Raw genomic sequence first — 13,772 nt, 5'->3', positions numbered from 1 at the left:
TATCTTCTTTTAAGTTTATCTAAAAAACCAAATCCAAATCCGGCGCGCCACACACATAGGTAATATAGCGCCGGCAAAGTTCTCCGTCTTTCAATACCCATATCGCCGCGAAGCTTTCGGCGCCATCTCCCCCATTGATAGAGAGATAATAAATATCGTCCATCCCTTTTTGCACACGGATAGGGCAATATACATCTTCCGGAGTATAACGTTCAACCCGCACCGGATTATTCAGAAAGAAGACGTCATTTATCCTCACCTCCGGAAGCTGGTATTTTTTTCCTTTATACATTACCGACACCCGCTTCAACTCATAATATTCTTCATAATCGCCGCTTATGTTAGTACGTTCGCCGTCTACGAGCAATATCCCTTCGGAATCGTTCTCTACTATATGGTTCGTCGCATCAAAAAGCTGCGTTTCTACCATAACCTCTATATCTTCATCGGCGAACGCTATCTGATTATCGCTTTTGAGTGCGTAGCCGAGAGCAGGAAATTCATCAAGCGAATGGAGATATTTCTTGTATATATAACCCACCTTAAAAGGATATTCGGAGATAAGGACAGGCATCCAGTCAGGGTTATCCATAACGATGGAGTCGGATTCTGCGTAGTCTTCGAACCCGCAGACGACCTCCGGATGGTAGAATATAGGCACGCCGTAACCCGTCCCAAAAGCGGCGACCGGGAGCCGGGCAGTTCGCGGACGTTGGTATATCCATCGGGGTCGGCGGTTACATATCCCTGCCCTGCGAGCGAGAGCGTCGACAAAAGTGTAAGAAGCAATAACAAGTGTCTCATAGCAATCTATTTTTAGTGTGCCAGAAAATTCTTCACAATAGCCGCTCCTCTCGGCGTCAGAACCGATTCGGGGTGAAACTGTACGCCATGAATATCTAATTCCTTGTGGCGCAGCGCCATAATCTGCCCGTTGCGGTCTTCGGCGGTAATCTCGAGGCAGGCAGGTATCTCTTCGCGGCTGACAACCCACGAATGGTAACGTCCGACTTCGATAGTGGGATTCACATCGTGGAAGATATAATCGGCCTCGATGATTTTTATCTCGGTGGATACGCCATGATAGACGTCTTCCAGATTCGATAATTTCGCGCCGAATGCTTCGCCGATAGCCTGATGCCCGAGGCATACGCCTAAGATAGGCTTTTTATCGGCATATTCCTTTATCAGCGGCAACAATAATCCGGCTTCGGACGGAATGCCCGGCCCGGGCGAAAGGATTATCTTGTCGTAGCGGGCAACGTCCGCCAATGCTATCCTGTCGTTGCGGTGCACCTCTACATCGCTATATCCAAACTCACGGATGAGGTGAACGAGGTTATAGGTGAACGAGTCGTAATTGTCAAAAACTAATATCTTCATGTTATCTCTTTTAAAAACCTGTCAAGCTGCTGGCATACATATAATCTATTTCTGTCCCATTTCTGGAAGTCGCACGATATATATGGCTATCGATCCTTATCAGGAATACCAGTTCAGGAGTGTATCCTTCGCTGAGCTGTATCCAATATAAATAAACTGCGGAGGGTTTTATGTCGCCGTTCGATTCCTGAAACCGCCGTTGATTATAATATTGGGCTAATATTTCGCGGCTTTTGTCCAACGTAATATGGTTGAATTTCTGCATCACCTGCTCATATTTCTCCTTTTTGGTTTTGTTGAGCTCTATAACCTCGCTGCGCAAAAAGTCGTACCGGACGCGCCCCCAGTAGACATACTCGTCGTCGGTATAGAATACCTTAGATGGGTATTGATAGTTCCATTTATGCCATATTTTGGTAAAAAAGCCTTTTGTCGAGTCCGATTCGAGATCGTATTCCTGTATCTTCCCTTCAAATTCCATATCTATCAGGTCTTTTACGGGTTTAAGTTCTGCCTCGTCCAAATGTTCGCCTTTGGCTACGTGAATATCCTGATAACCGCCTTGCGAATAGACGTACAACCCGACGGCAACAGCTAAGACGATGACTCCGATAATGATTAATGCTTTTTTCATGTGTGTTTAGTTTTTTAGTTTATCTGCAAATTTAACAGCTTTCGTCAGAGCGCCCAATTTATTTTTCACTTCCAGCACTTCGGTATCGGGATTGGATTTGGCAACAATGCCTCCGCCCGCCTGATAATACAGCGTATTGTCTTTGCTGAGAAACGTACGTATCGTAATCGCCTGATTCAGTTCGCCATCGAAACCGATATAGCCGATGCAGCCGCCATATACGCCGCGCATCTGATGTTCGATGTCGCGAATCAGCTGCATTGCACGCACTTTGGGCGCACCCGAAAGCGTTCCGGCGGGAAAGGTATCGGCATAGACCGATATGCTGCTGCGGTCTGCATTGACAATGCCGCTCACCCGCGAAACCAGATGGATAACGTGCGAATAGAACTGGACATTTTTGTAAAATTCGACTTGCACATTGTGGCAGTTGCGGCTGAGGTCGTTGCGTGCCAAATCGACCAGCATCACATGCTCGGCATTTTCTTTCTCGTCTTTCAGCAGGTTTTCGGAGAGGATGCGGTCTTTTTCGTCGTCACCCGTACGGAAATACGTTCCTGCGATGGGATCGATATAAGCTTTGCCTTTGTGTATGCGGCAATGCGTCTCGGGCGAAGAACCGAAGATGCGGTACGAGCCGAAATCGAAATAAAAGAGATAGGGCGACGGGTTGATGGATCGCAACGAGCGGTACACTTTGAAGTCGTCGCCTGCAAAGCGTTGCGAGAAACAGCGCGAAAGGACAATCTGGAACACATCGCCGCGCTTGCAGTGAGCGATTCCCTTGTTTATCATCCCCTTATGCTCGTCATCTGTTATTTGCGACACTTCGTCGCCGATAGCCGTGAAATTGTACGAGGCAAAGTTATTATTGGCCAAGATGGCTTCTAATTCTTCCACCTTCGGTTGGTCGTCGCCGACAATATTTTCTACTATCACCAACTCGTTTTTCAGGTGGTTGATAGCCAGCGTAAAACGATAGAGGATATAATAAAACTCGGGAATATCGGCGTTGCTTTTCTTCTCGTTCACGGGATCTACCGCCTCGAAATAGCGGATAGCATCGTACGAGGTATAACCGAAAAAGCCGTTAAATTTAGCACCTGCTCCGCCTTTTACGTCGAACTCCTGTATAAATTGCTGGAAATTATCCACTAACTTTTCATCTTCGCCGAGTAGCTCCGTTTCGAAGGTATTATCGGGATAGGAACGGGTTATCGTCCTGTCTTCTACCTTGAAGCGGGCAATGGGATCTACGCCTATAAAGGAATAGCTATCCTCTCCGCCGTGATAATCGGAGCTTTCCAGCAAAGCGGATTCGGGATATACATCCCTCACTTTCAGGTATAACCCTACCGGCGTTTGCAGGTCGGCAAGGAGGGTTTTAGTTTGAACAGTAAGACTTGTCTTCATATTCTATTATTTTAATTTGTCATTCTGAGTGTAACGAAGAATCTCGAGATTTCTCGCATCCGCTCGAAATGACAATACTATCAGCTAATAGCTAACAGCTAATAGCTTTATATTGTATAAACGTCTCCATATCCTTATCGCCGCGCCCCGAGAGGCAAAGCACGACCACATCATCTGGTTTGAATTGCTTATGATTGAGCGCTCCCAAGGCGTGAGCCGATTCGATAGCCGGAATAATTCCCTCCAAGCGTGTCAGTTCGAAGGCAGCTTCCATAGCCTCATCGTCGTTCACGGCAACTACATCGGTGCGCCCGATGCTGGCATGATAGGCATGCACAGGCCCGATGCCCGGATAATCCAGTCCCGCCGAGATAGAATACGGCTCTTCTATTTGTCCGTCTTCCGATTGCATTATCAATGTCTTGCAACCGTGAATAATACCCAGCCTGCCGAGGTGGATAGTTGCCGCCGACTCTCCTGTATCTACACCTTTTCCTCCTGCTTCGGCAAGGATGATTTTTACCTGCGGCTCGTCCACAAAATGGTAAATCGTTCCGGCAGCATTGCTACCGCCACCCACGCAAGCCACGAGGTAGTCGGGCGTTTCACGTCCCTCCTTCTCTTTCAGTTGGTGGCGTATTTCTTCGCTGATAACCGATTGCAGGCGGGCTACCATATCGGGATAAGGATGCGGACCAATCGTTGAGCCGATGATATAGAACGTATCAGCCGGATTACAGCACCAGTCGCGGATAGCCTCGTTGGTCGCATCTTTCAGCGTCATATTGCCGCTGGTAACGGGTACGACTTTCGCCCCCAGCATCTCCATCTTCTGCACATTCAATGCCTGCCGCTCCACGTCCGTTTTGCCCATGTAGACGATACATTCCATATTCATCAGCGCACAGACGGTTGCCGTAGCCACGCCGTGCTGCCCTGCACCCGTTTCGGCAATGATGCGGGTTTTGCCCATGCGGCGGGCAACGAGAATCTGCCCCAGCGCATTGTTGATTTTGTGCGAGCCTGTATGGTTGAGGTCTTCGCGCTTGAGATAGATTTTGCAACCATACCTTTCCGACAGCCTTTTTGCCAGATACAGCGGCGACGGACGCCCCGCATAGTCGCGCAACAAATCGCGGTACTCCTGCTGAAAAGACGGCTCTTCCAGTATTTTCAGGTAATTATTTTTCAGGTTTTCTACATTGTCGTAGAGTATCTCGGGGATATAGGCACCGCCGAAATCTCCGTAAAAACCATTTTCATCAACATCGAATTTTCCCATTTTAATTATATTTTATTAGTTACGAGTTACTTCGCCTTTCAGGCAGTTACAAGTTACGAGTAAAGAGCGTTTTTATGATATTAACAAGAAAAAAGCCTACCGTGAGTTACGATAGGCTTAGTATTCTTATATCATTGTGTAAATACGCAGCAATAAACTCACGACTTTTTGTTTCGTAAGCGCCACCACCAATATATATTTACTAATTGAAATTGCATTCTATTATCTTTTTGATATTACAAAGATATAAAAAAATTCAATCTGCCAAATTCTGAACTGTTTTTTTTATCTTTACAGCTACTTTTTATTAAATCTAAACGACTATGAAAAAACTATCCTACATCATCGGCTTGCTCGTTATAGCAGCATCGTTACTCTTTTCGGCCTGCAACAATGAGGCTCCCGCAACTTCGCCCGAAGCGCTTGCTTTCAACGAAGATGGGAAATTTAAAATCATCCAGTTCACGGACATGCACTACCGTCCCGGCGATACGGCTTCGCTGAGAGGGATAAAATTAGTCAACGAGGCACTGGATGCCGAAAAGCCCGATTTGGTAGTTTTCACAGGAGACATCGTTTGGGGAAAGCCCGCTAAAGAGGCGCTGGATGCCGTTCTGGCACCTGTCATAGAAAGAAAGATTCCGTGGGCGATGGTCTTTGGCAACCACGACGACGAATCGGATATGTCGCGCCAGCAACTGATGGACTCTTTGGTGCAGATGCCTTATTGCCTGTCACGTGCGGGAGAAGAGCATGTAAAAGGGGTGGGTAACTTCATCATCGAACTGAAAGACCATGACAAGACAAAGGTAAAATCGGTTCTGTACTTCTTCGATTCGGGTGCTTACAGCCCGGTTAAAGGCATCGGGACATACAACTGGCTCGATTTTTCGCAAGTGAACTGGTACCGCCAAAAGAGCGCTGCATACACCGCCAACAACAACGGAAGCCCGCTGCCTGCACTGGCATTTCTGCATATTCCGCTGCCCGAATATCATACGATGGCGACAAAAGAGAATGCAAATCTGCTCGGCGAACGCCGCGAAAACGAGTGCAACGGGATACTCAATACGGGCATGTATACGGCGATGCGCGAGTCGGGCGATGTGATAGGCATTTTTGCCGGACACGACCACGACAACGACTACATCGGTTCGTATTACGATATTGCATTGGCATACGGACGCTATTCGGGCGGTAATACGGTATACAACAACCTCGGCAAGAACGGTTGCCGCGTGATAGAATTGTGGGATAGCAAGCCGTTTTTCACCACTTATATTTATCTGTCCGGTGGCGAGATAATCAATCAGGTTGCCTATCCGCTCTCTTTCGGAGAGGAAGAGGAAGATAAAAAGTAGGCACGAAAACACCCCGAGCTTCTTTTCGCCATCCTGCAATAATTATTTACCGATAGCTGCGTTCTATTAACATGCCGAGATCTGCCATTTTAAGTATTTTTGCGGGGGCGCTCCTTTTTCTTGTACAGACCAATGTGGCTGCACAGGTCGATAGCAGCTATGTGGAGCGCTACAACCATCCCCTTTCCATAAAAGTATATACGCAGTATAAGTTTATGGAGCTGGAGCATCAATATGGTAAAATCGAAGATTCGTTCAACTCTAACAATCCTATGTCCGTCGGAGTGGGTATCACGTGGAAAAAAGTTTCGGTGAGCGGCTCGGTCAGTATTTCGCCTTTGCGCGACAAAAAACGGGGAAAGACCAAATCGTTCGATTTCCAGCATCACTATTATGGGCAGAAGTTCGTATCCGACATATTCGTCCAGCACTACGAAGGCTTTTACCAGAAGGATGACGAAACGAATGACGTCTTAGCCATCTGTCCCGATATAAATGTTACCCGATACGGAGGATCGGGGCAATATATATTCAACAACAAACGCTTTTCGTACACGGCCGCCTTCAACAACAATGCCCGACAGATACGTTCGGCAGGCAGTTTCCACCTCGGAGGAAATGTATTCTACACGCGCATAACATCGGACAGTTCGCTCGTATATAAAGACAATTATAAGCAAAAGAACCTACAGGTAGGCATCGTGGGCGGATACACACATTCGTGGTTTATCAAAAGATGGTATATCACGGCATCGCTGACGGCGGGTGTGAATCTCGGGACGGACAATATTTCGGAGTTCTACCGCAGCAAGGTAAATGTCTATCCTTCCGTCCTGCCACGCATAGCGGCCGGCTATTACGGCGACGACTGGACGGTGAGCGTGTCGGGCGTCTTTTACAATTCCAGCCTGATAAAGACGAAAGAGGACAAGCTGAATCTTTCTTCGGGGCTTGTGCAGCTTAGCTTTACCAAACGGCTCGATTTCAAGAGCAAGTTCCTGGATAAAATAACTTTTCAGTAAAAAAGAAACGGAGCTCCCTGTGAGAGAACTCCGTTTGGTATCTGTTTCAACAAGAAATCAATCGTTGTATGTCGGCAAAGTCGAATACTCTTTCGAGTAGCGAAGCATCTGATCGATATAGCTTTCGTCGTACGAAACCTTGACATCCGTGATTTTACCTTTATCGTCCGTTTCGGCTGTAAAGACAGGATTCACAAAGCCTCTGTATGGTTTCATATTCAGCTTTTTGTAGCGTTCCAATACTTCCTGATGAAGTTTCGGGTCTACCTTGATGCCATATTTCTCCACCAATGCTTTTCCGGCGGCAAAGTCGCCTTCCGACTTGATGCGTTGTATTTCGGCTAATAATTGTCCGAATAAGTCGCGCAGTTTTTCGTAGTCGTTCACCACCACATACGTTTTGCCATCGCGAACTTTATATTCGACTACATTGTCGGCTTTGCCGTGTTCCAATACCCACTTGGCTATCAGTTGGCGGTTGACCATATGTGCCTCTTCGATATTCTTACCCGGTTCGATGCGGACAAGCTGCGTCAACAGCCCGTTCATCATAAAGCGATAATACTCTGACTTGTAAGCATCAGCGTTCGGCAACAAGCCCAATTCTACAATTTTAGGATCGGCACAATAGTACAACCCGAAAAGGTCGGCGCGGGTTTCCTCTATCTCGGAACTGTATTCGCCCAAAGCATTCGGGTCTGTTCCCGGCATGAGCTTACCCGAACCGTGTCCGAGGCATTCGTGTAGGTCGGTATGCAATACGTCCGTCATGAAGCCATATTCTTTGATAAGATTGATTTCGTTTTCGCTCCACACAAATTCGTCGTTGAATCCTGTATGTAGCGAAGCTTGGTCGTATGCCTCCATTATATTTTCGATAGTAACCGATTTAGAGCCATAATCCGCGCGAATCCAATCGGCATTGGGCAAGTTGATGCCTATCGGCGTAGCGGGATAGCAATCGCCACCCAACTGGGTAACGGTAATCACTTTGGCTGTCACACCTTTCACTTCTTCCTTCTTGAAGCGGTTGTCCACCGGCGAATGGTCTTCGAACCACTGGGCATTGCTGCTTATCGTCTGGGTGCGTTTGGTCGCTTCTTCGTTGCGGAAGTTCACGATAGACTCCCAGCTGGCTTTGATGCCCAAGGCATCGCCGTATGTTTCGGTGAATCCGTTTACGAAATCCACACGGGCATTATCGCTTACCCAAGCAATGGCGTAATCGTCGAACATTTTCAGGTCGCCTGTCTTGTAGTAGAAGATAAGCTTGGAGATGGTTTCTTCCTGAGACTTATCATAGTTGTGCACTGCCGGAAGCGATTTTTCGAGCCAGTAAACAATCCGTTTGATGGCGGGCGAATAAAGGCCGTTTTCTTTCCATACTTTTTCCTGCAGCTTGCCGTTTTCTTTTACCAGTCGGCTGTTCAGGCCGTAAGAAACAGGCGTCGCATCGTCCGGTTTTTTCATGGCTTCGTAGAATGCCTCTACTTCGCTCTGCGTCACGCCTTCGCCGTAGTAGTTGTTGGCGGATGCCAGTATTTTGTCTTTCGCCGATTTGTCTACTTTCTTTGCCATCACATTCGGGTCGAACATGACAGGTTCCATCATGGCGATGAACTGGTCTACGGTTTGTCCCTCTTTGGCAGGCACTTTATCGGCCGGAAGGGCTTTTACCTGCTCTTTGAAAAAGTCTTTCGAAAAGCCGGGCAGGAATTTTTCCTCGCCGTAATGGTGGTGAATACCGTTGGAGAACCAGACGCGTTTGAGGTAAACGACAAACTCTTTGTAGTCGGCGCTTTCCTTGTCGCCCTGATAGTTTTCGTAGATAGCCTCGAGCGTGCGCCTGATAGCCAGATTGTATCTGTTGTTCTGGTCGTAGAGTATATCGCGCCCTTCGAGTGCTGCCTGCGAGAGGTAGTATATCAATGTTTTCTCCTGCAATGTGAGGTCTTCAAATCCGGGTACCTTGTACCGCAGGACTTGTATATCTGCAAATTCTTCCACTTCGTACGTAAAATTTTGATTCGTTTCCGGTTGTCCTTTCTTTTCTCCGTCGCATGCTGTAAACAATGCTGCAAGAGCAAATGTTGCTCCCAATACGATTTTTTTCATCTATTTATCATTTAAATACTTATTTATTTTACATATACAAAAAAAGCAAATCCATTCCATCTGACGAAAGGATTTGCCTCTTAATTTGCGCTACATATAACTAATTTTCTCTCAAGACGAGCAATGCCGCTTTGGAACGGGCAAGTATCTTGCGCGAAACACTCGGCACGAACAGGCGGGTAAATGCATTGCGTCGGCGGGTGTTGACCGTCACCACTTCGACATGTTCGTCCGTGATGAATTGTCCGATTTCGGAATACATATTCTCGTTATCGGTGTCTATCTGTTTATATCCGATATTCAGTTCGGGGTAATGCTCCTTGATATAGGTCAGAATTTTCTGCACATTTTCTTCGCTCCACTTAGCGCCTTTCTTGTCGAGGATATTCACGTGCAACAGCGTAATCCTAAGGTCTTTGCCATAGGGTTTAGCAAACTGGTACAGGGTATCGAACGTGATAAGGTCGCGCTGACTGAAGTTGGTGGAAAAAGCGATATGCCTGATAGCCAACGGATCTCTCAGCAGCGAATCCTTAGGGATGGCCAGCGTAGCTACATTGGTCATTTCTATCACTTCGGCCGTAACGCTACCGAGCATGTTATCCGATTGGTCGTCGGCACCTTTCGTCCCCATCACAATCAGGCGGGGTTTATATTGCCGGGCATATTCGGCTATCTCTTCTTCGGCTACGCCTTCGCGGAAGGAGTAGGAATAGTTGACCGAGGGAAAGTCGCCGCTCTCGACGCGCTTGCCGATTTCCGAAACCAGCTCCTGCATTTTGGATTTTACTTTGTCGATAATGTTGGTTGCCTCTTTCTTTTCTTCCTCATCGCTCCCGTAGAGTATATCGGCAAAAGGCAGATCGACCGGGTAATAGGGGTTGTAGTAGGCATTAAATATCTTGACTTTGGCATCGCGTAGTTTGGCTATATTGAAGGCTACACGGCAGGCATTGAGCGAATAGTCGGAGAAGTCGACCGGCACAAGGATGCGGGGTTTTCCGTCATCCACGCGGTAGGTTTCTTCTTTGTTGTAGCTGAAAAGGTGCACGCTCTCGACCAATGCCAATGCATGTGCCAAATCCTGCTCCATGACACGCACGCGTACGCCCGGCGTCACGTCCGTAAGGCTTTTCCCGTTGATGCTGTCGATGTGTACTTCGATTCCTTTTTCTTCAAGAAAGTCTTTCAAAATCTGGGCTTTCTTGTTGGTATGAACCGCTAATGTTACTAATTTTTCCTCTTCCATAACAGTCTTTTTATTTTCTTATCAAAGATACAAAGACAAATAGTAAGTGTTATTACTATTTAGCTTTTTTTATAGAAAAAAGCGAATCCTACACCTGTAAAATCCGCCTTTAATCCATTCTTTTGTTCTCGTAAAGTTACCCCCTCAATACAAACATCGGGGTGTCGGAGTGGAAGAGCATTTTGCGCGGAATGCTCGGGCTGAACATACGGGCAAATACGTTTCGTTTGCTGGTAGTCAGGGCAAGCATGTCCACATGGTCTTCCTGCACGTATTCGTCGAGGCTTTTCAGCATATCATTGGTGTTGATCAACTGATAGTCGATTTTGAGTGTCGGATATTGTTTGCTGAAGTAGGCCTTGATTCCTTCCAGTTTGATTTCTGTCCATGTTCCGCTCTTTTTCTCGTTGATGTGCACAATGGTATAAGGCACATCGTACGGAGCGAGCAGAGTGGTCAATTGGCTGAACGACATCAAGTCGCGTTCGCTGAAATTGGTAAGGAAAGATACGTGCTTTATTTCTTTCAAATCGGTAAAATGTGCATCTTGTGGAACGGTGACGATAGGAATCTTTGTCATTTCTATCACTTCGGCCGTAACGCTTCCTATCAGGTCGGCATCTTTCTGGTCTTTGCCGCGCGTGCCCATGATGATGACAGCGGGCTTGTATTCTTTGGCAAAGCCGACTATTTCTTCTTCGGGCAGCCCTTCGCGCAGGACGTAGGAGTAGTTGACCGAAGGAAATTCGCCTGATGCTATCTTTTCGTCAATGATATTGCACAGTTTCTGAATGTCGTTTTTTACCTTATTGATTATATTCTGGAACTCTTTTTCTTCCTTACCCTGATAGGCAAAGGCATCTGCGATGGGCAAAGCCGTAGGGTAATAGGGGTTGAAATAGACGTGCAGTATTTTGACTTTGGCATTCAGGTCGCGCGCCATATTGAAGGCTATGCGGCAGGCTTTGATAGAATAGTCGGAGAAATCGACGGGGATAAGGATGCGCGGACGTCCATCGTCCACACGATAAGTTTCTTCTTCGTCGTAGCTGAACAGGTGACGGCTTTCGACAACGCTCAATGCGCGCGGAAGGTCGGCTTCGCGGATACGGATGCGGATACCTTTCATTTCCGTCAGCTCATCATTCCCTACGGGGGATGTGTACACGGTGATGTGTTCTTTTTCGAGAACGGCTTCGAGTATCTTAGCTTTTTGCGGCGTATGTATCGCGAGTGTAACCAGTTTTTCTGCTTCCATATTTTATAATCGAATTATGTTTGTATAGCCTTTTCTGCTCCGACAATTTCAGTTTCTTTTTCAGTTGGCGCTACTGGCGTCGATTATGTCCAGTGCCATTTCGAGGATAGTGGTATCGTCGAGCGATACGTATCCGCCATTAGGACCGGGTTCGATGTGCACACCACAACTTTGACCTTCTTTGTAACTGTATCCACCGAAGTAATTCCATACGGTCTCTACTGGAATCTGTAATTCCTCGGCGATACGGTGAACGCTTCCGTCGGGCAGAGTATCTTTTATTCTGCGCAACTCCTGAAATGTTATCACTTTTGTCATAATGTTTAATGGTATTATGGGTTAGACTTAATCGTAATATCTCGATATCACGCATAACTGATTGTGCTTTTAAAGTTATGTAATACTTTTAATAATAACAATGAAATACGCAAATCTTTTTTCTAAAAAAATCCTAAACTCATTAACAAAATAACGAAATATACCTTTCGGGAGAGAGACGCTTTTCTCTTTCGGTTAAACGTTTACAAGGGCTTTTTGTTTGATATAAGGTGTCTTTTTTATAAGCAGAGAGGCGAACCTGCTGGGCTCGCCTCTTATGGAATAGATAAAAATATCTTTTATTTCGTTACGGGCAGGTAGGCGCTGTTATAGAAGCATTTACGGTTGTTGTTCCGTAGATATACTGAGGTAAGAGATTGTTTCGCATAAAAGAGGAAGTACAATAGTTCGGGTGAAGCTTGAATTTATCTATTTCCGTTTGTGTAAGCCAATTGCCGGAGCACCACACAGCTATCAATGCCGCATTGTTGGAAATATCCAAAGCGGTGAGCTTGTTATTATTGCAATTTAGACTCATCAATGCTGTGTTGTTGAAAATATTCAAAGTAGTGAATTTATTATCTGAGCAATTCAAACTTGTTAGTGCTGTATTGTTGGAAATATTCAATGTGGTGAGTGAATTATTATAGAGCTCCAAATAGTTTAAGAGTGTATTATTGGAAACATCTAAAGTAGTTAATAGGTTATCACCGCATGTGATGGATGTCAACGCCATATTATTGGAGACATCCAATGTCATAAGTTTATTCTCAAGACAATACAGTGTTTCCAATGCCGTAGCACCCGAGACATCCAATGATGCCAGCTTATTGCGATGGCAAAATAAGGTTACTAATGCCGTATTTTTGGAGACATCTAAAGATGTTAGCTGATTAGCGTAGCATTCCATAAGCACCAATGCTGGATTTTTGGAGACATCTAAAGATGTTAATTTATTAAAGCCGGTATACAGATGTGTCAGTGCTGTATTCTTGGAAACGTCCAAACTGGTCAGCTGATTTTCACCACAATACAAATGTGTTAAAGATTTAGCCCCCGAAACATCCAGCGTCGTCAGCGAATTAAACCAACAGTTCAACTCGGTCAGCATATACAACTTTTCGATTCCCGCTGAAGAAGTTAAATTTTTACTGTTTACATCCAGTTTTATCACTCTGGTTTCGCCACACACAGTAGCCCATATCACTCCGGCAAAAGTACTTGGATCGAGAGCTAGATTCCACCCTAAAGTATTGCCCGGATTAGCATTATAGAGCGTTTTCAGCGCTTCTACATCCGATTGGTAGCTGCCAATTCCCACTCCAGCCAATTGATCCCATTGCGTGCCATTCCAGACATACATTCCTTCGGAAAAACACATCGAAGCTTTTGTGTTGTAGACTATCAGTCCTGCATGACTCAATGCGTCTGCCCCCGTTATTTCAGGGGCGGTGCCTATTATTAGTTTGCTTAAATCTGAAAGTTCTACTTTTGGTAGTCCAAGCCCTCGTGTTGCTGTTGCGTTATTAGCATCGGGTGCATGTTCTTTCAAGTCGAGCAAAGCCCCTTTGTTCGGAGCTTGGTCGCTACCGATAGTCACCTGTCCATGCAGGTTGATTGCTGTAAGTAAGGCTAATATGATAATAGCCTGTGTCAAAGTTTTGTTCATAATAATATCAATTTGAAAATTAGTAAATTAGCATATTCGAAAATTTTATAACACTGAGTTACACAAAG

12 protein-coding genes are annotated in these 13,772 nt (G+C 45.9%); 2 read left to right on the top strand and 10 right to left on the bottom strand.

What is annotated here, in order from left to right; genetic code table 11:
* Positions 1–19 precede the first annotated feature (19 nt).
* From D0T66_RS09690 to trpB, 5 genes are all read right to left on the bottom strand, one after another.
* Positions 20–661, bottom strand: a complete 642-nt coding sequence (locus D0T66_RS09690) for a hypothetical protein (RefSeq protein ID WP_163357083.1) — start codon at positions 659–661, stop codon at positions 20–22.
* Between the two features lie 155 nt (positions 662–816).
* Positions 817–1,383, bottom strand: coding sequence for an aminodeoxychorismate/anthranilate synthase component II (locus D0T66_RS09685; protein ID WP_163357082.1), 567 nt, complete (start codon positions 1,381–1,383; stop codon positions 817–819).
* Positions 1,384–1,393: 10 nt separating this feature from the next.
* Complete coding sequence (locus D0T66_RS09680) at positions 1,394–2,017, bottom strand: hypothetical protein (protein ID WP_163357081.1); 624 nt, start codon at positions 2,015–2,017, stop codon at positions 1,394–1,396.
* A gap of 6 nt (positions 2,018–2,023) precedes the next feature.
* Positions 2,024–3,430 carry an anthranilate synthase component I family protein gene (locus D0T66_RS09675; RefSeq protein ID WP_163357080.1) on the bottom strand — a complete coding sequence of 469 codons (1,407 nt, stop codon included), beginning with the start codon at positions 3,428–3,430 and terminating at the stop codon, positions 2,024–2,026.
* A gap of 91 nt (positions 3,431–3,521) precedes the next feature.
* Positions 3,522–4,712, bottom strand: a complete 1,191-nt coding sequence (trpB, locus tag D0T66_RS09670) for a tryptophan synthase subunit beta (RefSeq protein WP_163357079.1) — start codon at positions 4,710–4,712, stop codon at positions 3,522–3,524.
* Positions 4,713–5,035: 323 nt separating this feature from the next.
* Here trpB and D0T66_RS09665 point away from each other — a divergent pair, with 323 nt between their 5' ends.
* Positions 5,036–6,073, top strand: coding sequence for a metallophosphoesterase family protein (locus D0T66_RS09665; protein ID WP_163357078.1), 1,038 nt, complete (start codon positions 5,036–5,038; stop codon positions 6,071–6,073).
* 71 nt (positions 6,074–6,144) lie between these two features.
* Positions 6,145–7,095, top strand: coding sequence for a DUF4421 family protein (locus tag D0T66_RS09660; protein WP_163357077.1), 951 nt, complete (start codon positions 6,145–6,147; stop codon positions 7,093–7,095).
* Between the two features lie 57 nt (positions 7,096–7,152).
* Here D0T66_RS09660 and D0T66_RS09655 read toward each other — a convergent pair whose 3' ends face one another.
* From D0T66_RS09655 to D0T66_RS09635, 5 genes are all read right to left on the bottom strand, one after another.
* Positions 7,153–9,210, bottom strand: a complete 2,058-nt coding sequence (locus D0T66_RS09655) for a dihydrofolate reductase (RefSeq protein WP_163357076.1) — start codon at positions 9,208–9,210, stop codon at positions 7,153–7,155.
* Between the two features lie 100 nt (positions 9,211–9,310).
* Complete coding sequence (locus D0T66_RS09650; protein WP_163357075.1) at positions 9,311–10,459, bottom strand: universal stress protein; 1,149 nt, start codon at positions 10,457–10,459, stop codon at positions 9,311–9,313.
* Positions 10,460–10,595: 136 nt separating this feature from the next.
* Complete coding sequence (locus D0T66_RS09645) at positions 10,596–11,717, bottom strand: universal stress protein (protein ID WP_163357074.1); 1,122 nt, start codon at positions 11,715–11,717, stop codon at positions 10,596–10,598.
* A 60-nt stretch (positions 11,718–11,777) separates the two neighbouring features.
* The gene (locus tag D0T66_RS09640; RefSeq protein ID WP_163357073.1) at positions 11,778–12,035 is read right to left on the bottom strand and encodes a DNA-binding protein; all 258 of its coding nucleotides are present in this window, start codon (positions 12,033–12,035) and stop codon (positions 11,778–11,780) included.
* 307 nt (positions 12,036–12,342) lie between these two features.
* Entirely contained in the window at positions 12,343–13,704 is a 1,362-nt protein-coding gene (locus D0T66_RS09635; protein WP_163357072.1) for a leucine-rich repeat domain-containing protein, read from the bottom strand.
* Positions 13,705–13,772: the final 68 nt, after the last annotated feature.

The organism is Dysgonomonas sp. 25 (genome assembly GCF_010501075.1).
Taxonomy (GTDB): Bacteria; Bacteroidota; Bacteroidia; order Bacteroidales; family Dysgonomonadaceae; genus Dysgonomonas.
Note: the sequence above shows the minus strand (reverse complement) of the source record. Positions and strands in the feature narration are given on the sequence as shown.

Coding starts and splice junctions, on each gene's coding strand:
- D0T66_RS09685 (WP_163357082.1), bottom strand. CDS start 1,383: ATGAAGATATTAGTTTTTGACAATTACGACTCGTTCACCTATAACCTC.
- D0T66_RS09680 (WP_163357081.1), bottom strand. CDS start 2,017: ATGAAAAAAGCATTAATCATTATCGGAGTCATCGTCTTAGCTGTTGCC.
- D0T66_RS09675 (WP_163357080.1), bottom strand. CDS start 3,430: ATGAAGACAAGTCTTACTGTTCAAACTAAAACCCTCCTTGCCGACCTG.
- trpB (WP_163357079.1), bottom strand. CDS start 4,712: ATGGGAAAATTCGATGTTGATGAAAATGGTTTTTACGGAGATTTCGGC.
- D0T66_RS09665 (WP_163357078.1), top strand. CDS start 5,036: ATGAAAAAACTATCCTACATCATCGGCTTGCTCGTTATAGCAGCATCG.
- D0T66_RS09660 (WP_163357077.1), top strand. CDS start 6,145: ATGCCGAGATCTGCCATTTTAAGTATTTTTGCGGGGGCGCTCCTTTTT.
- D0T66_RS09655 (WP_163357076.1), bottom strand. CDS start 9,210: ATGAAAAAAATCGTATTGGGAGCAACATTTGCTCTTGCAGCATTGTTT.
- D0T66_RS09650 (WP_163357075.1), bottom strand. CDS start 10,459: ATGGAAGAGGAAAAATTAGTAACATTAGCGGTTCATACCAACAAGAAA.
- D0T66_RS09645 (WP_163357074.1), bottom strand. CDS start 11,717: ATGGAAGCAGAAAAACTGGTTACACTCGCGATACATACGCCGCAAAAA.
- D0T66_RS09640 (WP_163357073.1), bottom strand. CDS start 12,035: ATGACAAAAGTGATAACATTTCAGGAGTTGCGCAGAATAAAAGATACT.
- D0T66_RS09635 (WP_163357072.1), bottom strand. CDS start 13,704: ATGAACAAAACTTTGACACAGGCTATTATCATATTAGCCTTACTTACA.